Genomic DNA, 23,538 nt, shown 5'->3' on the forward strand with positions numbered 1-23,538 from the left:
TCGCAAGGTTATCTTGTTTGATTTGATGTAGCCCTGCGAGGGCTCAAGCTCAAGCAAGGAACCATAGTCAGCCGCGCAAACGCGCGCGGTGCCGGGCCAGCCAATTTGCCAGAGACAGCAACGGGAGGTCCTTGATCTCCTGAGCGTCGACCAACGCCATCAGCGCATCGAAGGAAAGGATCCGGCTGCGGATATCCTCGCCCTCGCACGCCAAACCACCTGCGGAGGTTTCTTTGATGATGTCCGCCAAAGCCACGAAAAGATGGACAAACTCCGTCGAGGACCCGCTCGAGGAATAGGCCTTGCCAGCGGGTTCGAGCGCGCGTGCCTCCAGATGCGCCTCTTCGCGAAGTTCGCGCAAGGCGGCCTGTTCCGGTGTCTCGCCTGGGTCGATCATACCAGCCACCGCCTCCCACATCCAAGGTGCAGGATCACCGATCATGTAAACGGGTGCGCGGAACTGTTCGACAATCAGCACCTGATCTCGCCGCGGGTCATAGGGAAGGATGACAGAAGCCTGACCTGTCATAAGCCCGGCACGGCTGAGACTGTCGCTCATTGTGCCGTCATAGCGGCGATGACGCAAAACCATATCGTCCATCGCAAAGTGGTTGAGATAGCCGCGATTATGCTTCTCAACCACAACATCCCGCGTCAGGTCGTGATCCGGATCAGGAGCACGGGCCGCGGCCGCAATCCTGGCCGCGGCCCTTATGCGTATGGGACGAAAGTTTGCCGCGATCTCGACAGGGGTAAGACGACCGTAGAACGCCATTACTTCGGCCGCCGCGTGCAGGGTCAATTCCCCCCACTCCTGCGCCCAGCCTTCAAGGTTCCAGATATCGCCGGGCGTCCACGTCCCTTCCCGGGGGAAGTAAACCAGCGCTTCTATGGTCTGACCACCGGAAACTCGCAATGTCATAGGCCGCAGGTCGTAGTCAAATCCGCCTTCATAAAAGTTGAGGCGCTCGATTTGGTCAGTGCTCAAGCCACGCACCAGCACGCCGTTTGCAGACTGACCCGGTGCGGGCATGATCATCGGAAAGGGTTGATCCTGAACCCCGTACACCTGGTGCTCGGGCAATTCGGCCGGAACCATGTCAAGCGAGACACCAGCCTCGCATAGCACCAGTTCCAATAGCGGCCGATACCGCAGCGTACCATAGAAGAAAAGATTGCTCACTGCGGGTAGGTATCCATCGCAAAAGGGAAACTAACGCCATCTGCGCCAGGCGCTTTCGGTAGCCAGACCGGATATCACCGCTCCTACGAGCAATGTCGAGATGATATTTACCGCGAGCAGCACAGCGCCGAATTCGACACTCTTCTCGAAAATCGCCAGCACCGCTTCGAAAGGGCCATCATAGCGGTTGCGCATCGCCAATCGGAACATCTCGTAGCAGCCCTGCACGAAGAGCCCCCAGAAAACGAGCGCGGCAACCCCGGTCAAACCATTGGTGACCGCCGCCGACAGCCCCCTGCCCGCCCTTGGCCCCATGACAAACCACCCGCATAGAATTCCCAACCCTGCATTGACCATGTTGAAATAGCCAAAATCGGTGCCCTCGGGCATGCGGGGCTTGATCATCTCTGAAACCAGATATGCAAGGATGCCAAGGCAAATCGCGGCGACGAGACGGGCTGCTGTGGGCATGGGCAGGTGAACTCAGCTTTGTTGTGGTCTTGCCACTGTTACCTGTGTCACATCGCAGGTGCCTGAGTCAAAGGCAGCGCCACACGAGGTGAGATAGAAATTCCACATGCGGCGGAATCGATCATCGAACCCCATTTCCGCGATCTGGTCCCATTTCTCATTGAAGGTCTCGTACCAGCGTCTGAGCGTCAGGTCGTAACTCTTTCCGAACTCCTTTGAGTTCACGAATTCCAGACCCGCGCGCGAAAACTGCTCTCGCAGGATCTTGGGGGCGGGCAACATCCCACCGGGGAAGATGTACTTCTGAATGAAGTCCACGCCATTGCGGTACACGTCCCACCTCTTGTCAGCCACAGTGATGATCTGCAACGTGGCGCGGGCGCCCGGTTTCAGCCTGTCGCGCACCGTGTTGAAGTAAGTCGGCCAGTATTTTTGGCCGACGGCTTCGAACATCTCGATTGAAGCAATGCCGTCATAGCTGCCGCGCTCGTCTCGATAGTCCTGCAACTTGAACTCGACAAGTTCAGAAAGTCCTGCTTTTTCAATTCTCTCCCGCGCGAACTTTAACTGTTCCTTACTGATGGTAAGGCCGGTCACACGCAATCCTCTTTGTTGTGCCGCATACTCCGCGAAGCCCCCCCAACCGCATCCGATCTCCAGAACGTGATCGCCGGGTTTGGCCCCCATTTCGTCGATCAGGCTTGCGTATTTGGTGATTTGTGCCTTTTCCAAACTTTCCTGTCCGGTTTCGAACAGCGCGCTGGAATAAGTCATGGTCTCGTCCAGCCAGAGAGCATAGAAATCGTTACCCAGATCGTAGTGGTACGAAATGTTCTTCTTCGCTTGCTCCTTGTGATTACGTTGCAACCAGAACCGTAGCTGTTCATAGGCGCGCGCCAGAAACTGCCCGGGAAAACCGTCGTAGACGGTTTCATCACCCTGATGCACCAAATCCATGAAAGCCCGGAGGTCCGGAGTGCTCCAGTCCTGTTCAAGATAGGCATCGCAAAAGCCCAGCTCACCCTCGCGGATCAGGCGCGCGAAGACATCGGGATCGTGAATGTCGACCTGCGCCACTGGCCCGGGCTTCGGACCTTCGGAGCGGAACAGACGTCCGTCGGGCAGGCGAATGTCGAGACGACCTGCCTCCATCTTGGTCAGCATCTTCATGACTTGCGGAAAATACCGCGGCAGGTTCTCCTGACCATCTGTTGATGTCAAAATCATCCGCTTCTCCCCATTGCGGTTTGCCAAACAGGCTAGTTCGAGACCTTAATTCAGGCAAGTTTTGCGTCGTTTCTCGGAGGGAACGCGGTAGAATACGCTGCAAGCGCCCGCTTTCTGCCCGCATCCAGTGCAATTCCGGGTATTGGATAAGTCCCCTCCGGGCTCAGGCCCCAACCGCGTGGGATGGCATCGAAGAATTCCAAAGCCGTTGCCGCAGGGCGCGCCTGTCCTTCGGCGACCCAACGATTTACATAGGCGCCGTCAGGATCGAACTTCGCGGCCTGGGTTTCAGGGTTGAACACCCGAAAGTAGGGTGCCGCATCGGGGCCAGATCCCGCAACCCACTGCCACCCCATGGCATTCGAAGCCGGATCCCAGTCGGTCAGGCATTCCGCGAACCAGTCCATCCCAAGTTTCCAGTGTATCATCAAGTGCTTGGTCAGATAACTTGCCGCGATCATCCGCGCCCTGTTGTGCATGCGTCCGGTCACATACATCTCGCGCATGGCGGCATCGACCATCGGGACACCAGTCTGTCCCCGGCACCAACGCACAAAGCCTGGATTTTCTGGGTCTTCGGACCACGGAAAGTTATCCCATTCCTCCCGCCAGTTCCGATCGAGAATACGAGGGCTGTTGAACATCAGGTGATAGGCAAACTCACGCCAAACCAGTTCCTTTAGAAAGTGCTCCGCGCCCGCAGACCCCGCGCGCATCGCCTCTTGCGCTCGATGCCAGGCGATCCGTGGGCTAAGCTCGCCGAGGCTGAAATGGTCGGACAGTTCCGAAGTGGCATCCAGGGCCGGAAAATCCCGGTTGTTCTTGTAGCTGCCGATGCGGTCACCGATGAATCGATCCAGTTTGGCCAGAGCGGCAACTTCGCCGGGTGACTGATGTCTTCTCAAGATTGGGGCCGCACGATTGACGGGCGCGTCCATCTGCCATGAACTCAACGCCTCGGTCTCGGGCCAAAATGCCGGTTTCACGAACCGCGAAGGAGCCGGCAAAGCAGGGCCAACATCCCGCTGGCATACTGCCCGCCAGAAAGGCGAATAGACTTTGTAGTAGCCTCCAGTGACCGTCGTCACCTTCCAGGGTTCGAACAGCAGATGCCCCGGAAACGACCGGGCGTCGATGTCATTGCTATTGAACCATGTCTTCACGCCGGTATCACGATCAATGGTCACACTGTCATACCCGCGCGTCCACCAGACAGCTCCGGCGCCCGTTTCTTCGACCAACGCCTGAAGCGACTGTAAGGCGGGTCCGCGACGAAGGATCAGCGCGCTTCCCAGCCTCTCCAGTTCGGCAGCAAAAGCCGCGAGCCCCAGACCAAGTCGAAACTTGGGCGCGGCACCAAGCCGCTCGACCCCTTCGTCATGAAGGAATACGGGGATCACCGGGCGGCCGGTCGCGCAAGCCGCGTGAAAGCCGGGATGGTCTGTGATCCTCAGATCACGGCGAAACCAGAAGATAATCGGACTGTCTGAATTGGTCATAGGCTGCCCCGGTCTTTTTCAGATTACGAGGCTGGCCTGTTCCTGGATCACAATACCCGGTCAAGAGCCTGCAAAAGCTGGTCGATTTCTGATTTTGCGGTGTAGTGGGTAAAGCTGAGCCGGAGAACACCCTGATCCGGATCGACCCCCATCCCCTGCAAGGCCCGCACGGCGTAGAAATCCCCGCCACCCGCCATCACGCCGTACTTCGCCAACTCGGCGGCGACCGGCTCTGCCGGACGGTTCAGCGCCAGCGCCACCGTCGGCGCGCGAAGCTCGGCCTTGTCTGGCCCGAGAAGACGGACCGAATTGCGGTCCGCGACTGCGTCGAGCAACGGTTGCAGCAGTTCCACTTCTTGCGCTCGCATCAGGTCATGGACAAAGGACGCCCGGGCCGTCGCATCAGCAGCCTTGCACCCATGGTGCGCCGCCAAGAGATCGACATAGTCGGCCATGCCCGCGCTTGCGGCCACCTGGGCGTGATCGGGACCTGCCGGGGTAAACCGCTTGTAGAGAACGTCACCGTTAAAATAGTGCCCCTGGTTCGGCAGCATGTTGCCCAGCGCACGCCGGATCACCATCACGCCCTGATGCGGGCCATAGGTCTTGTAGGCCGAGAACAGGTAGATGTCCGGTCCCAGTTCTCCGACATTCGGAAAGCCATGCGGCGCATAGGACACGCCATCGACGCAAACAAAGGCACCGGCGGCATGGGCGATGGCGGTGATCTCGGTCACAGGGTTGATCTCGCCCACCACATTGGAACAATGCGGGAAGCAGACCAGCCGCACGTTCTCGTCCAGCAGACTCTCCAGTTCCCCGGGATTCAGATGCCCCGTATCCGGGTCGATCTGCCATTCGCGTATCTCGATCCCCGCTTCGGCCAGCCGCCGCCAGGGGCCCGAGTTGGCCTCGTGATCCTGATTGGTGACGATAATTGCCTGCCCTGGTTGCATCCACTGCCGGAACGCCTGCGCCAGAACATAAGTGTTCTGCGAAGTCGAAGGGCCAAAGCTCACCTCGTCGGTCTCCACCCCCAGGATCGCCGCCATCCGCGCCCGCGCTTCATCCATCTCGGCGCCGGCGAGCTGGCTTGCCTCGTAAGGTGCATAGGGCTGTACCTTGCGCTGGGTGTAGAACCGGGTCAGGCGGTCGATCACCGGCTGACACGTATAGGATCCGCCGGCGTTCTCAAAGAACGCCTGGCCGTGCAGCGATGCTTCGGCGAATGCGGGAAACTGTTTGCGAACAAAGTCGATATCCAACGCCATCTTGACCCTCGTATCTGTTGGCAAATGGATGCCCGCTGGCGGAGCGCGGGTCAAGGTCTCAGGCTGATGACAGAATTTGTCATCAACGTCGGTGATACAGTCCCCATCGAACACAACGAGGTAACCAGATGAGCTATCAGCCCGAACATTTTCTGGTCTGGGGAGAATTGCCCGTGACCGACATGAATCGCAGCGTCGCGTTCTATGCCAAGGTCACCGGTGCCAAACTGACAATAGACACCGGCGGCCCGAACCCGATGGCGGTATTCAACCCCGCAGCGGTCGAAACCGGCGTTGCCCTGCATCTGTATCCCGGCACACCGGCGGGCGACGGGCGTGGGCCGACCTTGCACCTGGCAGCCGAAGGTGCACTGGAAGACACCATGTCCCGCGTAACGCAGGCCGGGGGCGAAGTGATCTCACCCGTCGTCACCATCCCGGCCGGACGGTTCTTCTACGCCAAGGATCCCGACGGGAACTCCGTCGGTTTTTTTGAAACCCGAGCCAGTTGACGGAAACGGCCCCCGGCGCTCTGCCGGGGGCCGGACCAATTTCGACCGGATCAGGCGTTGACGTCTACGACGACGCGGCCCTTGACCTGCCCCTTCAGGATATCACTGCCAAGCTTTGGCAGGTCCAACAGGGTTGCGGGCTGGATCATCGCCTCTAGCTTGTCCATCGGCAGATCCTTGGCAATACGCTCCCACGCGCGCTGCCTGTTGTCATAGGGCTGCATCACGCTGTCGATACCCAACAGGTTGACGCCGCGCAGCAGGAAGGGAACCACGGTCGCCGGCAGGCCGGCACCACCGGCCAGACCAACCGCAGCGACCGAGGCGCCATATTTCATCTGGCCCAGAACCCGCGCGAGCATGGCGCCGCCCACGGCATCCACGCATCCGGCCCAGGTCTCGGACTCGAGCGGACGTTTGACCGTTTCGTTCAGCTCTTCGCGCGGCACGATGATGGTCGCACCAAGCGACTTGAGATAGTCGGCGGTTTCCGGGCGCCCGGTTACACCCGCAACTTCGTAACCCAGGTTGGCCAGAATGGCGGTCGCCACAGAACCGACGCCGCCCGCAGCGCCAGTCACCAGCACCGGTCCATGTCCCGGTTTCAGGCCGTGATCCTCCAGCGCCATGACGGCCAACATCGCTGTAAAGCCCGCGGTCCCCACCGCCATCGCCTGCCGGGTATCGAGCCCCTTTGGCAGCGGCACCAGCCAATCCGCCTTGACCCGCGCCTTTTGGGAGTATCCTCCCCAATGGGCCTCGCCCACACGCCAGCCGGTCAGAACGACCTTGTCGCCGGGCTTGTACCGGGTATCCGACGAGGCCTCGACGGTTCCGGCAAAGTCGATACCGGGAATATGAGGATACTTGCGCACCAGCCCGCCGCCGGGACCGATGCACAGACCATCCTTGTAGTTCACTGTCGAATACTCGACCGCGACCGTGACCTCGGCTTGTGGCAAATCATCCAGCCCGAGCTGTTTGACCTGAGCCTGAGTCTTGCCGCTTTCTTCGTCCTTTTCGACCACCAGTGCGTTGAACATCTCTTTCTCCTTCCGCGACCCAAATCAGGGCCATCGATTTCATAACCACAATAGGCCGCAGGCGCAGCGATCAGCGCGCGACAGCGCCGCGCCCTGCCCGTTCAGGCCCAGAATTTCTCCTGTACCGTTGCCGGACGCATGCCGGCCGGCGTCTCGACTTCCAGACGTGTTCCGTCGGCCCAATGGCTGAGCCGGATCATACCGATGGCAACATTTGTCTGAAAATCGGGCGACCACGCGGCCGAGGTCACCTGACCCACCCGCTGGCCATCGGCGTAGCACGGCCAAACCCTGTCACATCCCGGGACGCGATCACCGCCAATGTCGATAGCGCGGATCTGCTGAACCGGGCCTTCCTTGGCCACGCGCAACAGCGCATCCCGGCCGATACAGCCAATTGCGGTATGCGTGTTGCAAAACCGGCCCAGCCCGCATTCATGCGGGGTATTGTCGTCAGTCATGTCATTGCCATAGGACAACAGACCACCTTCGATCCTCTCAATCAGGTTGGGACAGCCCGCGCGCACGTCCAGATCCTCACCCGCCGCCATCAAGGCATTCCAAAGCGGCATTCCCATGTCGCCACCTTCGACATAGATCTCGAAACCGCCCTGCTTGGAATAGCCCGACCGTGCAATAGCCATATCGCGCCCCTCGAAAGTGAACATGCCAAACCGGAAGAAGCGGACATCGCGCACTCTGTCGCCGAATACACGCGCCATCAGGTCATCAGATTTTGGCCCCTGCACGGCCAGGGGCGAAACATCCGGTTCGTCCACCAGAACATCCAACCGGTAGCCATTGGCAATGCCCTTGACCCAGAGCAGCAGGTCGCTGTCCGCAATCGAGATCCACCAGCGGTCTTCGGCCAGCTTGACGGCGACGGGATCGTTCAGCATGCCGCCGGTTTCGTCGACGATCGGAACGTAATAGCACTGCCCCGGCAACATGCCGCGCAGGTCGCGCGGGGTCAGCATCTGCATCAGCCGCGCAGCATCTGGTCCGCGCAACTCCACCTGCCGTTCACAGGCAACGTCCCAGACTTGCACCGATTTCTTCAAGTGGTGGTAATCCGCTTCGACGCTTTCAAAAACCGTCGGCAGTAGCATCCGGTTGTAAACCGTGTAGCCTTTGACACCGGCGGCTTCGACACCGTCGGAAAAGGGGGTGCGCCTGACCCGGCGCGAGGGAGAGATCATCGCCATATTAGGCGTCCTCCGGCATAAGTTTCGTTTCTTGATCCAACGGTCGGAACCGGTTGGACAATATCAGAACCCGGCTTGTGCTGCCTCCTGCAAAGGATTGCCGTCTGTTCGCCAGGCAAAGCTTGGTCAGGCGCAGCTGCGCCCAACCGGGTCGTTCAAAACATCAACGCGGGCCGTGCCAGTCGATCTGGCAGATTTCGGCGGAGCGACCATCGAAATCCCACACGCGACCATAGGCGCGCAGCTTGCCCTTGGAGGCAGTGGCTACCGTGATGTCCGGCCCCATCCAGTACTGGGTGTTGGTCACGACCAGATCCGTTTCGGGATCCTTTCCAGCAACCGGAGCTACGACACCCTGGATCTTGCGGCCAACGGTAATGTGACGCGTCTTGCCCTCGGTCTCGTAGGTCACCGGTTGACGCTCGTGCCCCAGGATTTCACCGACGAGGATCTGGAACAGGCCTGTTGTCCCTTTGGCCGCACCCGAGAAGATCGCGACCAGCGCGTCGTATTGCGCATCCGTGGAACGGTCGTCGATGAACAACCCAACCTTCCAGTTGCCACGGCTCATCATACCCGGGATTTCGATCATCAGACCGATGTTCAGACCGCTGAGGTCAATGTCGCCATAAGCACCTTGGTCGATACGCACACCGCCCCAGGTCTGGCAGTGCCCCTCGGTCGGGGGATGTTTGCCCAGGCTGATCACGCAGGGACAGAACACCGTGCAGTTGCAGTTCAGGATCAGCTCTCCCTTGACCGTCCAGGGCACCGTGCCCAATTCGTCCAAAGCCATGTGATATCTCCCTTTTCCCTATATCGTCATCCAGATGATCCAACCTGCCCAGGCGAACAGGCCATATCCCAGTGGCCGTGTTACATGGCGGCCAACATCGGGCAGCTTCTCCAGCACCATGATCACGGTGGCCAAGCCCATGAAGGCGAGGTTCATGACCCCGCCGACAAAAGCCAGCAGCATCAGCGCCCAGCAACAGCCAAGGCAAACCAGACCCAACCGAATACCGTTGCGCAACGGTCCCTCGTCCCAATACTGCATGAAGAAGGTCAGCGGTTGCCGACACTTGCTGAGACAGGCAGCCTTGATTGCCGTGAATTGATAGGTACCCGCGCCAATCAGCAGGCCCGCCGACAAAAGCGCCGACCGGCTGTCGCCAAAACCGCCCAGCAGTCCGGCACTGAACAAGGCGAACTGAATCCCGGCCGCCAATACAGAAAACCCCAGCCAGACCAGCAGATAACCGCAAACCAGCGCGCCGAACCGCGTGCCCGGGGCGGAATGGGACAGATCCTCGTAAATGGCCAGCGCAGGCAGCGCAGTGGGGGCCATCATCGCAGCGGACATAAGCGCCCACATGACAACCATTCGCCCAAACCCGGCCGCGTCGGGCGTCAGAGTGCAGAGGTCGCGCCAGAAATCCGCGCCATAGACAGCATCCGCAGCCCGCATTTCGGCAGGAATCGCCATCAGGAACAGAACCGACCATGCGGCTAGGACAAGAGCGAACAGGAAAACCCAGTGCCCTCCTGTCATCGATCTGATCCGTTCGGCAACGATGGCTTTCATTCCGCACTCCAGCTATCAGCTTAGGCGACTCGCGCGTTGACACCTAAATGTCAGACTTTTAAATGTCAGACAAATAAAATGTTCCGACCGCGAAGATCCGCCTAGCCAGAACACCAGGAACGCGCCATGAAAATCGACCCCAACAGTTCCGCCGATCTCTCGGCGCAGATTGCCCAGGCGATCAAGGATGCCATCGTCGAGGGTCGGTTGATCGTGGACGAGCGCCTGCCTTCGGAGGCGGAACTGGCTGACCAGTTCCAGGTCTCACGCCCCACTGTGCGCGAAGCGCTCAAGCGGCTGGCGGCGCAATCGCTGATCCGGACCCAGCGCGGTGCGTTTGGCGGGGCCTTTGTCAACCGGATCAGTTTCGAGGATGCCTATTCCCAGCAGATCACCACTTCGACCCTGCTCCTCTCGATGAACGCGGTCAGCTTCGACACCGCCTGCGAGGCGCGCTTTGCGCTGGAGCGCGCCTGCGCGCCCTTGTCGGCACAACGGCGCAGCCCGGATCACCTGGCCACCATGCGGGCCGAGATCGTACGCCAGAGCCAGCCGGGGCTGAGTGACGAGAGTTTCTGCGCCTCGGACGTCACCTTTCATCGGGCGCTGGTGGACGGGGCCGGAAACCCGGTGCTGTCCTACCAGCTGGCCGGAGCCGTCGAGGCCATGCAGCCGCTGATGAACATGATCACCTTCACCGCCCGCTCGCGCGAAGTGATCGTGGGGCTGCATACGCGGATTGCCGACGCGATCGAGGCCCGCGATGCCGCGGTCGCCGATGCGGCCCTGGTCGAACTGACCACTTATACAATGACCCTCAAGGACAGCGTCATGGCCGCGCGTGCGGCGGCACGCGGAACCCTGAGCGGCTGATCCCCCCTGTTTAATCGCCGAGGCATGATTTCCGCCTGGGCAAGTCGGGATCCCGTTGCACTTGCGCACCAAGCGACTATATTCGGCATGTTCCCTCGGGAACTATGGACATAAACGCGCTCGTAATACGCGGATCGGACCCGGGGGCGGTACCCGGCGGCTCCACCAAGAACCCTCGTTGGGGGACAATGGGGCCGAAATAGGATCGACGGACGTCTAAAGGGGTTTGCTTTGTCTCGGCGGGGTACCACCGTTATCGGTCCGTAAAGCATAATTGCCAACGACAATCGTGCTCCGGTTGCTCTGGCTGCGTAAGCAGTCCGAAACACCGAAACTTAAGCCCTTGCGCCTAGCAGCGTAAGGCGGGGTTCGCAGGTACCTGGCAACAGAAACCTGCATTTTCTGTTTATATGTTTGTACTTTTGGCCACTTATCCGACTATTGTTCAGTTTTCATTCATCATTTCCCCCAATGCTGTAGCTGTCAGCGATGGAGGATCAGATGGACAAGTCCGAGTTGTTGAAGGAATGGTATTCCCAGGTTTGGGAGCAGGGAAACATCGACGCGATTGATGAGTTTTTCGCGGCCGACACGATGGCCGACGGCTTGATTCCCGAGATGCAGGTTGGCGCCGACGATTTCAGGGATTTCGTTTCCGCCTTTAAATATCATCTGGGCGAAATTCGCGTGGATATCCCAAAGATCATCGAGAACGGCGATTGGGCCAGTGCGATCTTGCATGTCCACACGTCAAGGGCCGACAACGGAGCGCCAATCGAGGTCACCGGTCAGGTCATGGTCCGGTACAAAGACGGCAAGATTGTCGAAGCATACAACCAGTTCGACCTGATCTCGCTGTTCGAACAACTGGGTCAGATGCCGGCCGACACACTACCGATCTGCATGACGGGTCAGCGCCTGGAGTGGGCATAGACTGCTGCGGCGGCACTTGGCAGGTGCATTGACATCCCCTGCCGAGTTGCACTAGCGATAGGCTCATGGGGTCGCTTGCGAACGCCCCGTGAGGCCTCGGCCCAAGTTTCGCATGTATCCTTTGACGAGAGGAGCATGCCATGGCTGCGCCAAGTGAAATCACCGTCCCCCAATTGCTGCGCCTGATAGGCACGCCGGATTGTCCGGTTCTGGTGGATATCTCCATAGATGCGGATTTCACCGAGGATCCGCTCCTGATTCCGGGCGCCTTCCGCCATCCGCACACAGACTATGCCGGTCTCGTCTCGCGTCTCGCCGGACGGCGCTGCGTTGTCATCTGCCAGCAGGGCATCAAGCTCAGCCAAGGTCTGGTCGCGCGCCTGCGCGACGACGGGCATTCGGCCGAGTACCTTCAGGGCGGCAACCATGGCTGGCGCGACAATCATGGCGCTCCCCGTATCCCCGCAACAGCGATCCCTGCACCAGCAGAGGGCGCCACGCTCTGGGTCACCCGCCACCGGCCCAAGGTCGACCGGATTGCCTGCCCCTGGTTGATCCGGCGTTTCGTGGACCCTGCGGCGAGGTTTCTGTTCGTCTCGCCCGACCAGGTCCTGGGCGTCGCGGACCGCTACGGCGCAACACCGTTCGACGTGGAAAACGTCTTCTGGTCACACCGGGACGACAGATGCAGCTTCGACACCATGCTCGATGAATTCGGATTGCGAACCGCGGCGCTTGACCGGCTATCGCGAGTTGTGCGCGGCGCCGACACCGACCGGCACCAAATCTCACCGCAGGCGGCAGGACTGCTTGCGATTTCGGTCGGATTGTCGCGTCAATTCCGCGACGATCACGACCAATTGGCCGCCGGTATGGTGCTTTATGACGCGCTCTATCGCTGGGCGCGCGATGGGCATAACGAAGGCCACGACTGGCCCGCGGACCGCCGGTCATGACGCCGTCGTGGTCGGAGCTTGTCCGGGTCTTTGGGCGGATCGGTTTGCTGTCCTTTGGCGGACCAGCCGCACAAATCGCCCTCATGCACCGGGAATTGGTTGAAACGCGACCCTGGCTGGATGAAAAGACGTTCCTGCGCGCGCTTTCGCTGTGCATGCTGCTGCCGGGGCCAGAGGCGATGCAGCTTGCCACCTATGCCGGTTGGCGGATGAGAGGCGTACCAGGCGGCCTGATCTCGGGCGGACTTTTCGTTTTGCCGGGTGCCGTTGTGATCTCGGCGCTTGTGGCGCTTTACGTATCCTTCGGCGATCTGCCTCTGGTTCAGTCGGCTTTTCTGGGAATCAAGGCTGCCGTGATCGTCATCGTCGTGCAGGCATTGCGCAAACTCAGTTCCAAAGCGCTGACAAGCCGTTCTGCATGGGTTATCGCGGGCCTTTCATTCTTCTCGATCTTTGCGCTTTCTCTGCCATTCCCCCTGATTGTCGGCGCCGCTGGCCTCTGGGGTTACCTGAGCGCCAAACCTGCCGACATCCCCCGCCCCCGATCCGAATGGCAGTACCCCGCGACCGGAACACTGGTCACCTGGCTGGTGCTGTGGCTGGGCCCCATTGTTGCGCTGACATTCCTTGGCCCGACCTTGTTGGCCGATCTTGGTTGGTTTTTCGTGAAGCTTGCGGTGGTTACTTTTGGCGGCGCTTATGCGGTCTTGGCATATATGACGCAGACGGTCGTCGACCACCATCAATGGATTTCGACGACACAGATGATCGACGCCCTGGGACTGGCCGAAACCACACCGGGGCCTTTGATACTGGTCACACAGTTCGTTGCCATGCTTGCCGGCTACATGGCTGACGGCCCGGCAATGGCGCTGGCCGCCGGTATTGTCGCCCTTTGGGCAACATTTGTACCCTGCTTTCTCTGGATCTTTTCCACCGCGCCCATCCTCGACCAGATCGCCGACCGGCCCAAACCCGCAGCTGCGCTGAAAGCCATTACCTCCGCCGTGGTCGGGGTCATCCTGAACCTCTCCTTGTGGTTCGGCATGCATGTGATTTTCGCTGAGGTCACGTTGTCAAGCCTTGGCCCGGCATCGTTCTGGTCTCCGGTCTGGGCGAGTTTCGACTTTCTGGCGGCCTTGTTGTCGGTGTTCGCCGCGACATTGATGTTCCTCTTCAAACGAGGAATCGGAGAGACCTTGATACTCATGACTGCGGCAGGCATGGCCAGCTATCTCGTGTGATCGAAAATAGCCGCGTGCAGTCTCTTTTGTTTCCGTCCGAATCTTTTATGCTGAAGCTCGATTTTGAATGGGGACACAACATGTCGCGAGGCATCGACTACGGCAATCTGATGCATACCGCCATGCGCGGGCTGATCAAAACAGTCCTGAGCGACGTGGAACACAAAGGGCTTCCCGGGGCTCATCATTTTTTCATCACCTTCGATACCCGGCATCCCGATGCCGGTCTGGCAGACTGGCTATCCGATCGCTATCCCGGCGAGATGACGATCGTGGTGCAGCACTGGTACGAAAACCTCCATGTCGACGACGACGGGTTCTCGATCACGCTGAACTTCGGGGATACCCCCGAACCGCTTTACATTCCTTACGACGCGATCAAGACCTTTGTTGATCCATCGGTCGAGTTCGGTTTGCGTTTTGAAAGCCCGGACGCGGACGACTCCGATGAGATGGATGAAGACGAGCAGGATGACGACGAAGAACGCCATTCGGATGCCGAAGTGGTTTCTCTGGACAGTTTCCGCAAGCACTGATCACTGCATATAGCCGGTACATGTATTGCCCCGGCCAATGCTTGCCGCACCGATCAGCCGCTATTGCTTTTGCAGAAAAGTTTCGACAGAGCGCTCCATGACGCCGTTCTTCAGCCGTGAAAACTTGAGCATCAATCCTCCATCAGCCAACGTCCTGTCGAACTGCTGCATCTCGTAACCACCGTCATCCGCTACGAAAAGCGAATAGACTGTCATGGTGTCACCGACGATCCGCCCCCAGACATAGGGTTCGCCCTTCATCGGGTCGAGTTGCACGGCATGGCCGAACACGTTCCGGGTCATGGCCGCTGAATAAATGCCCTCTCTGGAACTGGGCAGGAAATCGACCGAATAGTCGCTCTCCTTGATCCTGCCGTCCGGTTTCTGGATCGTCGTCGACCAACTGACGTTAAATCCGTCCTTGGTCTCTTGAATGGAAACGCTCATGTCTCGGGGTTCGATACTGCCATCGGCGCGGATCAGGTCCGCATTGCCTTCGTACTCACCGACGAATTGTTCTATTTCGGCTGCCCTGACCGGATCGGGCACAAGCAATACGGACAGTGCTAAAAACGAAAGCAGCCATATCCTGCGGAATGGTAGGCTAAGGCTCACGGCGCGCATTGTTGCCTCCTACGGCTGACAGATCATCTCATATTAGCGCGCTCTGAGCAGGGAACAACGCATGAGTCTGCGCAGTCGGAAAAAACCTGTTTCGATCCCTGATGGTAACCCTATCTCTCTTGCACCCAGGCAGAGACCGGTGAAATCTGAAGCGAACCCCAGATCGGAGGCACACATGACGGGAACGCGAATAGAAACAGACAGTTTTGGCCCGCTTGAGGTGCCGGCCGACCGGTATTGGGGGGCGCAGACCCAGCGCTCGATCCAGAATTTTCCCATCGGGTGGGAGCGTCAGCCCGTCGCTATCATCCGGGCGCTGGGTGTGGTGAAACAGGCCTGCGCCCTGCGCAACCGCGAAACCGGCGCTTTGGCCCCGGACCTCGCGGATGCGATCATCGCCGCGGCGAGCGAAGTGATCGAGGGCAAGCTGGACAACCATTTTCCGCTTGTGGTCTGGCAGACCGGTTCCGGCACCCAGTCGAACATGAACGCCAACGAGGTGATCGCCAACCGCGCCATCGAACTCTTGGGCGGCCAGCTGGGCAGCAAGGATCCGGTGCACCCGAACGACCATGTGAACATGGGGCAATCGTCGAACGACACCTTTCCCACCGCAATGCATGTGGCGGTGGCGATGACCGCGCGCGACATCCTGCTGCCGGGGTTGCGCGCCCTGTTGGCCGGGCTCGAACAGAAGGCCGAAGAATTCGGCGATATCATCAAGATCGGCCGCACTCATACCCAGGACGCAACGCCGCTGACCCTGGGACAGGAGTTTTCGGGCTATGCCCACCAGCTCCGCATGGGGCTGGCCAGGATCGAATTGGCCCTGCCCGGCATTTACGAGCTGGCCCAGGGCGGCACCGCCGTGGGCACCGGCCTGAACACACACGCGGGCTGGGCCGAGGCGGTCGCCGCCAACATGGCCCGGATCACCGGCCTGCCGCTGGTCACCGCGCCCAACAAGTTCGAGGCGCTGGCCGCCCATGACGCGATGGTCTTTCTGTCCGGCGCGCTCGCGACGGTGGCGGGAAGCTGCTACAAGATCGCCAACGATATCCGCTTTCTGGGTTCCGGCCCCCGCTCGGGCCTGGGGGAATTGGTCCTGCCGGAAAACGAACCCGGCAGTTCGATCATGCCCGGCAAGGTCAACCCGACCCAGGCCGAGGCGCTAACCCAGGTCGCTGCCCATGTGATGGGCAATGACGCGGCAATCAAGTTCGCAGGCTCGCAGGGGCATTTCGAACTCAATGTCTATAATCCAATGATGGCCTATAATCTGTTGCAATCCATGCAACTTCTAGGCGATGCGACGGACAGTTTCACCCAGAGGATGCTACTGGGCATCCGCGCCAACACCGCCCGGATCGACCAGTTGATGCGCGAAAGCCTGATGCTGGTCACCGCGCTGGCGCCGACCATCGGCTATGACAACGCCACCACGGTCGCCAAGACCGCGCACAAGAACGGCACCACCCTGCGCGAAGAGGCGGTGCGGCTGGGCTTTGTCGACGCTGAGACCTTTGACCGGGTGGTACGCCCCGAACAGATGATCGGCCCGCGCGACTGATGGGCAAGCCGGTCAACCTCAACCAGTTCCGCAAACAGAAGGCGCGCGCCGAGAAAAAGGCGCGTGCGGACGAGAACGCCGCGAAATTCGGCCGCAGCAAGGCCGCCAAACAGTTGGACCGCGCCCGTGCCGACAAGGCCCGGCGCGATCACGACGGCCACGAGGTCGAGGAATGAGCGGCCGCCCCGTCAAACGCTCGCTGACGCTGAGAGGGCACCGCACCTCGGTCTCGCTCGAGGATGCGTTCTGGCGGGCGTTTCGCGAAATTGCAAAAGAAAAAGATATACCAATCAACGTTCTGGCAGGCGATATTGATGCCGCGCGTGACCCCGAGACCGGCCTTGCCTCGGCCATCCGCGTCTATGTCCTGACCTGGTATCAAAGCCGGTGCTGAACACGGGTTGACAAGATTAGGACGCTCGCCCTACAACCTCTAGGACACGCATCCTAGAGGTTGGATATGGCACAGGCACAGACCCGCGAACAGATCGTCGCCGCCGCCGATGATCTGTTCTACCGGCAGGGTTTTGCGCAGACCTCATTCGCCGATATCGCAGCAGCGGTGGCTATCTCGCGCGGCAATTTCTATTATCACTTCAAGACCAAGGACGAGATTCTGGCCGAGGTGATCCAGTTGCGACTGGCCCGCACCGCGCAGATGCTGGAAAATTGGCAGGGCGATGGTGACAGCCCCCGCGCCCGCATCGCCAGTTTCATCGACCTGATGATCATGAACCAGGCCAAGATCACCCGTTACGGCTGTCCAGTGGGCTCGCTCTGCACCGAACTCAGCAAGCTTGACCATTCCGCGCAGGGGCAGGCCAACGGGCTGTTCACCCTGTTTCGCAACTGGTTGCAGCGCCAGTTCGCCGAGGCCGGCCACAGCACAGAGGCACCCGCGCTGGCGATGCATCTGCTGGCGCGCAGCCAGGGTGCCGCCACGCTGGCGCAGAGCTTTCATGACGAGGGGTTCCTGCGCGCCGAGGTGGACGAAATGCACCGCTGGCTCGACAACACGCTTTCCAGGAAAACTTGAGGAAATGACCAGATGTTTATGATATTTATGAAATTCTCGACCAACAAATCCCGCGCACCCGAGTTCATCGCAGGCCATGTGGACTGGCTGAAACAGGGGTTTGACAACGGCGTCTTTGACATTGCGGGCAGCCTTCAGCCGCAACTGGGCGGCGGCATCCTTGCCCGTGCCGCCTCGCGGGCCGAGGTCGAGGCCCGCGTCGCCGCCGATCCGTTTGTAATCGAGGATGTGGTGAGTGCCGAGATCCTCGAACTCACCCCGTCACGCACCAGCGCCGATTTTGCCTTTCTGCTGCCCGGTGCGGCGGCATGAGCACCACCATCCCCGGCCCTGACGGGCAGCCGCGCTGTCGCTGGTGCAATGCGGCGCCGGAATTCTTCGACTATCACGACCGCGAATGGGGCTATCCGGTGGGTGAAGACCAGCGCCTGTTCGAAAAGCTCTGCCTTGAAAGCTTTCAATCCGGCCTCAGTTGGCGCACCATCCTCGCCAAGCGCGAGAATTTCCGCGCCGCGTTCGACGGGTTCGACTGGACCCGCATCGCCGCCTATGACGACACGGATATCACCCGGCTGCTGGGCAATGCCGGTATCATCCGTCATCGCGGCAAGATCGAGGCGGTGATCAACAATGCCCGCCGGATGGGCGATCTGCTGGCCGAACATGGCAGTCTGGCGGCCTATGTCTGGTCCTATGAGCCTGCGCCCGAGGACCTGCCCGAGCCGCAGACAGCCAGCATCATCCCCGCCTCGACCGCATTGTCAAAGGACCTGAAGAAACGCGGCTGGAAATTCGTGGGCCCCACCACGGTGTTCGCCTTCATGCAGGCCATGGGGCTGGTCAACGACCATGCGAGCGGCTGCGTCATGCGGGACAAGGCGGCGCGGATGCGGGCCGAATTCACGCCGCCCAAATGAAAACGGGCCGCGATGTCGCGGCCCGGTTCCCGTATTTCGCGGCTCTTACAGCGAGGCGCGATAGATCTTGTCGATATTGCTGCCCAGGGCCGCGTTGAACTCGGCATCCGACTGCTGTTTCGAGAGGCCTTCGGTCAGCGCGCGCGAGAAGGAGGCGATCATCTTGCCGTTCCGGCTGAGCAGGTCGCAGGCCTGATCGGTGGAATAGCCGCCGGACAGCGCCACCACCCGCACAACACGGGGATGATCGGCCAGCGCGTCATACAGGTTGGCGGTGCTGGGAATGGTCAGCTTCAGCATCACGTCCTGCCCTTCGGCGAGCGTATCGAGATGTTTCAGGATTTCCTCCTTCAGCATCTCCTCGGCCTGCGCCTTGGTGGTCGAGTGAATGTTCACCTCGGGCTCGACAATCGGCACCATGCCGGCGGCGATCACCTCACGCGCCACGTCGAACTGCTGCGCCACCACGGCGGCGATGCCTTCGGCATTGGCCTCGTGGATGACCGAGCGTTCCTTGGTGCCGAATACGCCTTCGGCCTTGGCCAGGGTCGCGGCCAGACCCGGGATCGGCTTCATCAGCTGCACGCCGTTGGCCTCGTCCTCAAGCCCCTTGTCGATCTTGAGGAAGGGCACGACACCTTTGACGTTCCACAGGTAATCGGCAACCTTACGGCCCTCGATGCTCTCGCCCAGGGTGCGTTCGAACAGGATCGCGCCGATCACCTTCTTGCTGGTGAAATCGTCGGCCAGGATGATCCGGGCGCGCATGCGCTGGATCTCGGCGAACATCTCTTCCTCGGATCCGTATTGCGCCGCGTCCACACCATAAAGCGCCAGCGCCTTGGGGGTCGATCCGCCGCTCTGATCCAGGGCCGCGATAAAACCCGCACCGTTTGCCATCTGTTCGTGCATTTGTGCCTTGGACATATGTCTTTCCCGTCTAAATGATTCCGTTTGGCACGGCATATATCATGGTTCTGACGGATGGTAGGATGTTAGCGCTCAAGGACGCGCAGCCAGATACCATCCGCGGCCCGCACGGTCAGATGCGCCACCGGAACCGGCTCGCGCCCCGCGATCCGCTCGAACCGGAACCGGCTGAGCAGCATCGACAGGATCAACGGCCCCTCGACCATGGCAAACCCCGCCCCGGTGCAGACACGCGGCCCGGCCGAAAACGGCATATAGGCAGTGCGCTGGCAGGTCTTGCCATTCTCGGTCTGCCAGCGGGTGGGGTCGAAGTCGTCGGGCCGCTCCCACAGGCGCTCATGCCGGTGCAGGTGCCAGGGGCTGAGCACGATCTGCGCGCCCTTGGGCACATCGCGGTCACGAAAGTGCTCAGCGCAAGTCGTCTCGCGCACCATCATCGGCACCGGCGGATACAGGCGCAGCGCCTCCCGGAACACATCGCGGCTGAGGCGCAGTTTCGACATCACGCTGAAATCCGGCGCGCCGTCCAGTACCCGCGCCTCCTCCGCCAGTTTCTCCTGCCAGTCAGGGTAAAGCGCCATCAGGTACAGCGTCCAGGCAAGCGCCGAGGCGCTGGTTTCATGCCCGGCCAGGAAAAAGATCGCCACCTGATCGACCATCTCGTCCGTGTCGAACCGGTCGCCGGTCTGCGGATCGGTTGTGGTCATGATCTTGGTGGCCAGATCGTCGGGCGCGGTACCGGCGTGGATCTCCTCCATCCGGGTATCGGTCAACTGCCGGATCAGCCCCCGGATCACCGCCGCGTTCCGTCGGGTCTCTCGCGAATGGAACCGGGGCACCCAGCGCGGTACCGGCACAAAGGCCGCAAGGTTCAGCAGCGGCTGCGCCCGCTGATAGGCCCGAAACCGGGTGAACACCTGCGCCGCCACCTCATGTTCGATCGGGATCGAGAACAGGGTGCGGAAAATCACATCCGCCGCCGCGTGGCTGGTGACCTCTTCGATCTCGGTCTCCTGTCCGGCTTGTTCCGCCAGCCGGTTCACCGCCGCCTCGGACGCCGCCCACATAGCGGGAAAGGTATCGCGCAGGCGCCCGCCCTCAAATGCCGGGTCGATGATGCGCCGCTGGCGTTTCCAGGTCGCGCCATTGGTCAGAAAGACCGAATTGCCCAACAGCGGCCGCAACCCTTCGCTGATGCGGTTGGATTTGGGAAAATCGTCAGGCCGCCCCTTCAGCACCGTGTCCACCAGATCGGGCTGGTTCACCAGATACGAGCGAAAGAAGGGAGTGCGGAACTCGGCCATCCAGGCGCGGTAAAGCCGCGCGGGCTGCGCCGACAACAGGTCCTGGCGGAACAGTTTCAGGTACCGCCAGAGCGACACCTTGTCCGGACGCGCGGGGGGTTTGGGCGGGATCATGCGGCGCCCATATCGGTATACTTGCTCACCGCCCGGTCGATCAGCGATTTCGACGGCGCCCGGTTGCGATAGCGCGTGGCCAAAGTCTCCGGCCCGGCGGTGATGCGGAAATAGTCGTAATCCCCAACCCGGTCAAAGGCGCAGAGATACTGAAAATGCAGCCGGAAAAAGCGCCAGCGCAGCTCGGACCAACGGGCCGGGCTGAGCGTCTGAGTAAAGGCCGCCGACAGCACCAGCGGCCAGCGCTTGCCCGTTACCGGGGCAACGCCGCTGACCGCAACCGGATCACACAGCGCGAATGCACAACCATCGCCCGGGGCCGAGACATCGACCCAGGCCAGCTCGTCGCGGGTGCAGAGAAAGTGCAGATCGGCGCGCAGCCGCTGCGCCTCGGGCAGGAACGACACCATCGGCACCACCTGCCCCAGGGTCAGAAACCCCAGCGCCGGACCGTCCGCGGGCACCCTTCCCGCGCGGATCAGATCGGCCAGCACCGACACGCCCACATGCGCGCCCGAGGAATGACCCACCACCAGCACCTCGTCCACATCGCTGGCCAGCGCCCCGGCGATCCGCTCGGCGAAATCACCGATCCGCGCCTCCAGTTCGGGCGGGTTGGCACCGCGCCAGCGCGCCGAATAGGCATAGTCATGCATCAGGTAATAGGCAAAGAAGGTGCCGTCCTTGGATCGAAACCAGCGCAGCAGGTAGACCCCCGCGCCCGCGCCAGCTGCCATACCGGCCAGTGCGGCAAACGGCCATCCGGTCACCCCGCCCAGCCGCCAACCCAGCCAGACCAGCAGCAGCGCCGCCAGTAGCTGCGCCAAGAGCATCCCGACCGGGTAAAGCGCGGCAATCACCGGCCCCTTCCGCAGCCGCATCAACCGCCACAGCACGCCCGAGGCGATATAGGTCCAAGCGGTGCGGGCCAGCTGCGCATAGGTGGCCGGGATCGAGTTCGACATGCTGCCCCGCACGATATCGGACCAGACCAGCACCTCCACATCCGCCTCAACCGCCCCACCCTCCTGTTCGGAGCTGACATGCCAGCCATAAGGACCCTTGGTGGTCTTGGGCTTCAGCGTCACGGAATAACCCGAGATCCGCGCCTGCTCGGCGCTTTCCTTGCGATAGAGCTCGCGATAACGGCGGGGATGAATCGGATCGTAGCCGGGGATATAGAACACCCGGCGTCGGCGCACCTGACCTGCGGATGGAACACTGCTCATGGCTCGACCTCTTTGGTCCGAGCCTAGCCGATCACTGGGGCAAGATTAAGCCCACGCGGTGACAATCCTGCTGCTTCTTTCTGGTTGCAAGTACTCTCGGGGGGCGGCGGGCCAACGGCCCGACGGCGGGGGGCAGACAGCCCCCCGGCCCCGCTCAGCCCAGCACCGCCAACGCCGGAAAGGTCTCCAGTAGCCACCAGCTGAACTGGGTGAAGAGGCCCGTGACCAGCATGATGCCGACAAACAGCAACAGCCCGCCCATCACCTTTTCGATCAGCCCCATATGCGGCTTGATCCGGTTCATCACCGCCATTGAGCGGCTGAGGAACATGGCCGCCAGCAAGAATGGCACCCCCAGCCCCGCCGCATAAACACCCAGCAACAGCGTGCCGCGCGCCACCGAGGCCTCGGACGCCGCCAGCGACAGGATCGCGCCCAGCTGCGGCCCGATACAGGGGGTCCAGCCAAAGGCAAAGGCAAGACCCAGCACATAGGCCCCAAACACCGAACCACCGGCATCGCCGGTCTGCATCCGCGCTTCGCGATCCAGCAACGGAATGCGAAAGACACTCAGGAAGTGCAGGCCAAAGACGATGACCACCACGCCCGAGACCTTTGCGAACAGTTCCTGATTGGACAGCACAAAGGCACCAAAGGCCGAAGCCGTGAACCCCAAGAGCAGAAAGACGGTCGACAGGCCCAACACAAAGAACAGCGCCGCCAGCGTCGCCTTGCGCCGGGCGGCAGCCTGATCCTGAATCTCGCCCAGGCTTACCCCGCTCATATAGGCCAGATAGGGCGGCACGATGGGCAGCACACAGGGGCTGAGAAAGCTGACGATCCCGCCAAGGAGCGCCACGAACATGGCGGGCAATAGCCCCGCATCGATGATCTCTATTCCAAACATGATCTGCACATAAGGTATCGCGCGCGCCACGTCACGGGGCCATGCGGTCACATCCTCGTGGCCAATATGTTTCAGCTTAACACCCGGCGCTGGACAGGCGCGCGGGCCGGGCGTATCTGCTAAGCATGACCGAAGAAATCGAGACCCTCGACGCGCTCGGGTTGCTCTGCCCCCTGCCCGTGCTCAAGGCCCGCAAGCGGCTGAAATCCATGGCGCCGGGCGCGGTGCTGCGGCTGTTGGCCGACGACCCGGCTGCGGTGATCGACGTGCCGCATTTCTGCACCGAAGCGGGTCATGTGCTGATCGCACAGGACGAGTCTTCCGGTCACCAAGTATATCTGATCCGCCGGGCGGAATGAAAAAGGCGGG

General features: G+C 61.0%; 27 protein-coding genes and 1 other RNA gene. 14 read left to right on the forward strand and 14 right to left on the reverse strand.

The window, feature by feature from the left end:
• Positions 1 to 67: 67 nt before the first annotated feature.
• Genes OE747_RS00900 through OE747_RS00920 form a run of 5 tightly spaced genes read right to left on the reverse strand, consistent with a single transcriptional unit; the run spans position 68 to position 5,651 of the window.
• On the reverse strand, positions 68 to 1,183 hold the full coding sequence (locus OE747_RS00900; protein ID WP_263826729.1) for an NUDIX domain-containing protein: 1,116 nt from the start codon (positions 1,181 to 1,183) through the stop codon (positions 68 to 70).
• A 30-nt stretch (positions 1,184 to 1,213) separates the two neighbouring features.
• On the reverse strand, positions 1,214 to 1,654 hold the full coding sequence (locus tag OE747_RS00905) for a TrgA family protein (RefSeq protein WP_263826730.1): 441 nt from the start codon (positions 1,652 to 1,654) through the stop codon (positions 1,214 to 1,216).
• Between the two features lie 12 nt (positions 1,655 to 1,666).
• Positions 1,667 to 2,881, reverse strand: coding sequence for an SAM-dependent methyltransferase (locus OE747_RS00910; RefSeq protein ID WP_263826731.1), 1,215 nt, complete (start codon positions 2,879 to 2,881; stop codon positions 1,667 to 1,669).
• A gap of 50 nt (positions 2,882 to 2,931) precedes the next feature.
• Complete coding sequence (locus OE747_RS00915) at positions 2,932 to 4,380, reverse strand: cryptochrome/photolyase family protein (protein WP_263826732.1); 1,449 nt, start codon at positions 4,378 to 4,380, stop codon at positions 2,932 to 2,934.
• A gap of 47 nt (positions 4,381 to 4,427) precedes the next feature.
• Positions 4,428 to 5,651 (reverse strand): aminotransferase class V-fold PLP-dependent enzyme, encoded by a 1,224-nt coding sequence (locus OE747_RS00920; RefSeq protein ID WP_263826733.1) that lies wholly within the window; start codon positions 5,649 to 5,651, stop codon positions 4,428 to 4,430.
• A gap of 128 nt (positions 5,652 to 5,779) precedes the next feature.
• On the opposite strand from OE747_RS00920, the gene OE747_RS00925 reads away from it, so the two are divergent.
• Positions 5,780 to 6,163 carry a VOC family protein gene (locus OE747_RS00925; RefSeq protein ID WP_263826734.1) on the forward strand — a complete coding sequence of 128 codons (384 nt, stop codon included), beginning with the start codon at positions 5,780 to 5,782 and terminating at the stop codon, positions 6,161 to 6,163.
• Between the two features lie 50 nt (positions 6,164 to 6,213).
• Here the strand turns inward: OE747_RS00925 and acuI are convergent, their stop codons facing one another.
• The 4 genes from acuI to OE747_RS00945 form a co-directional block, all read right to left on the reverse strand.
• Positions 6,214 to 7,206, reverse strand: coding sequence for an acryloyl-CoA reductase (gene acuI, locus OE747_RS00930; protein ID WP_263826735.1), 993 nt, complete (start codon positions 7,204 to 7,206; stop codon positions 6,214 to 6,216).
• Between the two features lie 101 nt (positions 7,207 to 7,307).
• A complete protein-coding gene (locus tag OE747_RS00935) occupies positions 7,308 to 8,411 on the reverse strand; it encodes a dimethylsulfoniopropionate demethylase (RefSeq protein ID WP_263826736.1) in 1,104 nt (367 codons plus the stop codon).
• A gap of 163 nt (positions 8,412 to 8,574) precedes the next feature.
• Positions 8,575 to 9,207, reverse strand: coding sequence for a DUF1326 domain-containing protein (locus OE747_RS00940; RefSeq protein WP_164132512.1), 633 nt, complete (start codon positions 9,205 to 9,207; stop codon positions 8,575 to 8,577).
• Between the two features lie 18 nt (positions 9,208 to 9,225).
• On the reverse strand, positions 9,226 to 9,996 hold the full coding sequence (locus tag OE747_RS00945) for a DUF2182 domain-containing protein (RefSeq protein ID WP_263826737.1): 771 nt from the start codon (positions 9,994 to 9,996) through the stop codon (positions 9,226 to 9,228).
• Between the two features lie 126 nt (positions 9,997 to 10,122).
• On the opposite strand from OE747_RS00945, the gene OE747_RS00950 reads away from it, so the two are divergent.
• The 6 genes from OE747_RS00950 (at position 10,123) to OE747_RS00975 (ending at position 14,538) form a co-directional block, all read left to right on the forward strand.
• Positions 10,123 to 10,869: a FadR/GntR family transcriptional regulator gene (locus tag OE747_RS00950; RefSeq protein ID WP_263826738.1), complete on the forward strand. Its 747-nt coding sequence runs from the start codon at positions 10,123 to 10,125 to the stop codon at positions 10,867 to 10,869.
• Positions 10,870 to 10,919: 50 nt separating this feature from the next.
• Positions 10,920 to 11,269, forward strand: a transfer-messenger RNA (tmRNA) gene (gene ssrA, locus OE747_RS00955).
• A 101-nt stretch (positions 11,270 to 11,370) separates the two neighbouring features.
• Positions 11,371 to 11,802: an ester cyclase gene (locus OE747_RS00960; RefSeq protein ID WP_263826739.1), complete on the forward strand. Its 432-nt coding sequence runs from the start codon at positions 11,371 to 11,373 to the stop codon at positions 11,800 to 11,802.
• Positions 11,803 to 11,942: 140 nt separating this feature from the next.
• Complete coding sequence (locus OE747_RS00965) at positions 11,943 to 12,758, forward strand: sulfurtransferase/chromate resistance protein (RefSeq protein ID WP_263826740.1); 816 nt, start codon at positions 11,943 to 11,945, stop codon at positions 12,756 to 12,758.
• Positions 12,755 to 14,002 (forward strand): chromate efflux transporter, encoded by a 1,248-nt coding sequence (chrA, locus tag OE747_RS00970; RefSeq protein WP_263826741.1) that lies wholly within the window; start codon positions 12,755 to 12,757, stop codon positions 14,000 to 14,002. Before OE747_RS00965 ends, chrA begins: the two co-directional genes overlap by 4 nt.
• Before the next feature lie 80 nt (positions 14,003 to 14,082).
• Positions 14,083 to 14,538, forward strand: a complete 456-nt coding sequence (locus OE747_RS00975) for an SspB family protein (RefSeq protein WP_263827083.1) — start codon at positions 14,083 to 14,085, stop codon at positions 14,536 to 14,538.
• A 60-nt stretch (positions 14,539 to 14,598) separates the two neighbouring features.
• On the opposite strand, the gene OE747_RS00980 is transcribed toward OE747_RS00975, so the two are convergent.
• On the reverse strand, positions 14,599 to 15,162 hold the full coding sequence (locus tag OE747_RS00980) for a hypothetical protein (protein WP_263826742.1): 564 nt from the start codon (positions 15,160 to 15,162) through the stop codon (positions 14,599 to 14,601).
• A gap of 175 nt (positions 15,163 to 15,337) precedes the next feature.
• Here OE747_RS00980 and fumC point away from each other — a divergent pair, with 175 nt between their 5' ends.
• The 6 genes from fumC to OE747_RS01010 all read left to right on the forward strand — a co-directional run bounded on the left by fumC (position 15,338) and on the right by OE747_RS01010 (position 18,685).
• Positions 15,338 to 16,732 (forward strand): class II fumarate hydratase, encoded by a 1,395-nt coding sequence (gene fumC, locus OE747_RS00985; RefSeq protein ID WP_263826743.1) that lies wholly within the window; start codon positions 15,338 to 15,340, stop codon positions 16,730 to 16,732.
• Positions 16,732 to 16,908 (forward strand): DUF4169 family protein, encoded by a 177-nt coding sequence (locus OE747_RS00990; RefSeq protein WP_263826744.1) that lies wholly within the window; start codon positions 16,732 to 16,734, stop codon positions 16,906 to 16,908. Before fumC ends, OE747_RS00990 begins: the two co-directional genes overlap by 1 nt.
• Positions 16,905 to 17,126, forward strand: coding sequence for a ribbon-helix-helix domain-containing protein (locus tag OE747_RS00995; RefSeq protein ID WP_263826745.1), 222 nt, complete (start codon positions 16,905 to 16,907; stop codon positions 17,124 to 17,126). Before OE747_RS00990 ends, OE747_RS00995 begins: the two co-directional genes overlap by 4 nt.
• A 66-nt stretch (positions 17,127 to 17,192) precedes the next feature.
• Complete coding sequence (locus OE747_RS01000) at positions 17,193 to 17,768, forward strand: TetR/AcrR family transcriptional regulator (protein WP_263826746.1); 576 nt, start codon at positions 17,193 to 17,195, stop codon at positions 17,766 to 17,768.
• Positions 17,769 to 17,780: 12 nt separating this feature from the next.
• Positions 17,781 to 18,080 carry a YciI family protein gene (locus OE747_RS01005; protein ID WP_263826747.1) on the forward strand — a complete coding sequence of 100 codons (300 nt, stop codon included), beginning with the start codon at positions 17,781 to 17,783 and terminating at the stop codon, positions 18,078 to 18,080.
• Complete coding sequence (locus OE747_RS01010; protein WP_263826748.1) at positions 18,077 to 18,685, forward strand: DNA-3-methyladenine glycosylase I; 609 nt, start codon at positions 18,077 to 18,079, stop codon at positions 18,683 to 18,685. The genes OE747_RS01005 and OE747_RS01010 overlap by 4 nt, the downstream gene beginning before the upstream one ends.
• Before the next feature lie 45 nt (positions 18,686 to 18,730).
• Here the strand turns inward: OE747_RS01010 and OE747_RS01015 are convergent, their stop codons facing one another.
• The 4 genes from OE747_RS01015 to OE747_RS01030 form a co-directional block, all read right to left on the reverse strand.
• Positions 18,731 to 19,612 carry a fructose bisphosphate aldolase gene (locus tag OE747_RS01015; RefSeq protein WP_263826749.1) on the reverse strand — a complete coding sequence of 294 codons (882 nt, stop codon included), beginning with the start codon at positions 19,610 to 19,612 and terminating at the stop codon, positions 18,731 to 18,733.
• A gap of 68 nt (positions 19,613 to 19,680) precedes the next feature.
• Entirely contained in the window at positions 19,681 to 21,033 is a 1,353-nt protein-coding gene (locus OE747_RS01020) for a cytochrome P450 (RefSeq protein ID WP_263826750.1), read from the reverse strand.
• Entirely contained in the window at positions 21,030 to 22,262 is a 1,233-nt protein-coding gene (locus OE747_RS01025; RefSeq protein ID WP_263826751.1) for a hypothetical protein, read from the reverse strand. The genes OE747_RS01020 and OE747_RS01025 overlap by 4 nt, the downstream gene beginning before the upstream one ends.
• 154 nt (positions 22,263 to 22,416) lie before the next feature.
• Positions 22,417 to 23,169 carry a cytochrome c biogenesis CcdA family protein gene (locus OE747_RS01030; protein ID WP_234136592.1) on the reverse strand — a complete coding sequence of 251 codons (753 nt, stop codon included), beginning with the start codon at positions 23,167 to 23,169 and terminating at the stop codon, positions 22,417 to 22,419.
• Between the two features lie 125 nt (positions 23,170 to 23,294).
• On the opposite strand from OE747_RS01030, the gene OE747_RS01035 reads away from it, so the two are divergent.
• Positions 23,295 to 23,528 (forward strand): sulfurtransferase TusA family protein, encoded by a 234-nt coding sequence (locus OE747_RS01035; RefSeq protein ID WP_263826752.1) that lies wholly within the window; start codon positions 23,295 to 23,297, stop codon positions 23,526 to 23,528.
• Positions 23,529 to 23,538 lie beyond the last annotated feature (10 nt).

This window comes from Ruegeria aquimaris, from assembly GCF_025751555.1.
Classification (GTDB): Bacteria; Pseudomonadota; Alphaproteobacteria; order Rhodobacterales; family Rhodobacteraceae; genus Ruegeria_B; species Ruegeria_B aquimaris.

Bases quoted from the DNA above. Each gene is read 5' to 3' on its own strand.
- acuI (WP_263826735.1), bottom strand. From the start codon at position 7,206: ATGTTCAACGCACTGGTGGTCGAAAAGGACGAAGAAAGCGGCAAGACT.
- OE747_RS00935 (WP_263826736.1), bottom strand. From the start codon at position 8,411: ATGGCGATGATCTCTCCCTCGCGCCGGGTCAGGCGCACCCCCTTTTCC.
- OE747_RS00965 (WP_263826740.1), top strand. From the start codon at position 11,943: ATGGCTGCGCCAAGTGAAATCACCGTCCCCCAATTGCTGCGCCTGATA.
- OE747_RS01010 (WP_263826748.1), top strand. From the start codon at position 18,077: ATGAGCACCACCATCCCCGGCCCTGACGGGCAGCCGCGCTGTCGCTGG.
- fumC (WP_263826743.1), top strand. From the start codon at position 15,338: ATGACGGGAACGCGAATAGAAACAGACAGTTTTGGCCCGCTTGAGGTG.
- OE747_RS01000 (WP_263826746.1), top strand. From the start codon at position 17,193: ATGGCACAGGCACAGACCCGCGAACAGATCGTCGCCGCCGCCGATGAT.
- OE747_RS00920 (WP_263826733.1), bottom strand. From the start codon at position 5,651: ATGGCGTTGGATATCGACTTTGTTCGCAAACAGTTTCCCGCATTCGCC.
- OE747_RS00925 (WP_263826734.1), top strand. From the start codon at position 5,780: ATGAGCTATCAGCCCGAACATTTTCTGGTCTGGGGAGAATTGCCCGTG.
- OE747_RS00915 (WP_263826732.1), bottom strand. From the start codon at position 4,380: ATGACCAATTCAGACAGTCCGATTATCTTCTGGTTTCGCCGTGATCTG.
- OE747_RS01035 (WP_263826752.1), top strand. From the start codon at position 23,295: ATGACCGAAGAAATCGAGACCCTCGACGCGCTCGGGTTGCTCTGCCCC.
- OE747_RS00940 (WP_164132512.1), bottom strand. From the start codon at position 9,207: ATGGCTTTGGACGAATTGGGCACGGTGCCCTGGACGGTCAAGGGAGAG.
- OE747_RS00960 (WP_263826739.1), top strand. From the start codon at position 11,371: ATGGACAAGTCCGAGTTGTTGAAGGAATGGTATTCCCAGGTTTGGGAG.
- OE747_RS01025 (WP_263826751.1), bottom strand. From the start codon at position 22,262: ATGAGCAGTGTTCCATCCGCAGGTCAGGTGCGCCGACGCCGGGTGTTC.
- OE747_RS00980 (WP_263826742.1), bottom strand. From the start codon at position 15,162: ATGCGCGCCGTGAGCCTTAGCCTACCATTCCGCAGGATATGGCTGCTT.
- OE747_RS01020 (WP_263826750.1), bottom strand. From the start codon at position 21,033: ATGATCCCGCCCAAACCCCCCGCGCGTCCGGACAAGGTGTCGCTCTGG.
- OE747_RS01005 (WP_263826747.1), top strand. From the start codon at position 17,781: ATGTTTATGATATTTATGAAATTCTCGACCAACAAATCCCGCGCACCC.
- OE747_RS00975 (WP_263827083.1), top strand. From the start codon at position 14,083: ATGTCGCGAGGCATCGACTACGGCAATCTGATGCATACCGCCATGCGC.
- OE747_RS00950 (WP_263826738.1), top strand. From the start codon at position 10,123: ATGAAAATCGACCCCAACAGTTCCGCCGATCTCTCGGCGCAGATTGCC.
- OE747_RS00945 (WP_263826737.1), bottom strand. From the start codon at position 9,996: ATGAAAGCCATCGTTGCCGAACGGATCAGATCGATGACAGGAGGGCAC.
- OE747_RS00910 (WP_263826731.1), bottom strand. From the start codon at position 2,881: ATGATTTTGACATCAACAGATGGTCAGGAGAACCTGCCGCGGTATTTT.
- OE747_RS00905 (WP_263826730.1), bottom strand. From the start codon at position 1,654: ATGCCCACAGCAGCCCGTCTCGTCGCCGCGATTTGCCTTGGCATCCTT.
- chrA (WP_263826741.1), top strand. From the start codon at position 12,755: ATGACGCCGTCGTGGTCGGAGCTTGTCCGGGTCTTTGGGCGGATCGGT.
- OE747_RS01015 (WP_263826749.1), bottom strand. From the start codon at position 19,612: ATGTCCAAGGCACAAATGCACGAACAGATGGCAAACGGTGCGGGTTTT.
- OE747_RS00990 (WP_263826744.1), top strand. From the start codon at position 16,732: ATGGGCAAGCCGGTCAACCTCAACCAGTTCCGCAAACAGAAGGCGCGC.
- OE747_RS00995 (WP_263826745.1), top strand. From the start codon at position 16,905: ATGAGCGGCCGCCCCGTCAAACGCTCGCTGACGCTGAGAGGGCACCGC.
- OE747_RS01030 (WP_234136592.1), bottom strand. From the start codon at position 23,169: ATGTTTGGAATAGAGATCATCGATGCGGGGCTATTGCCCGCCATGTTC.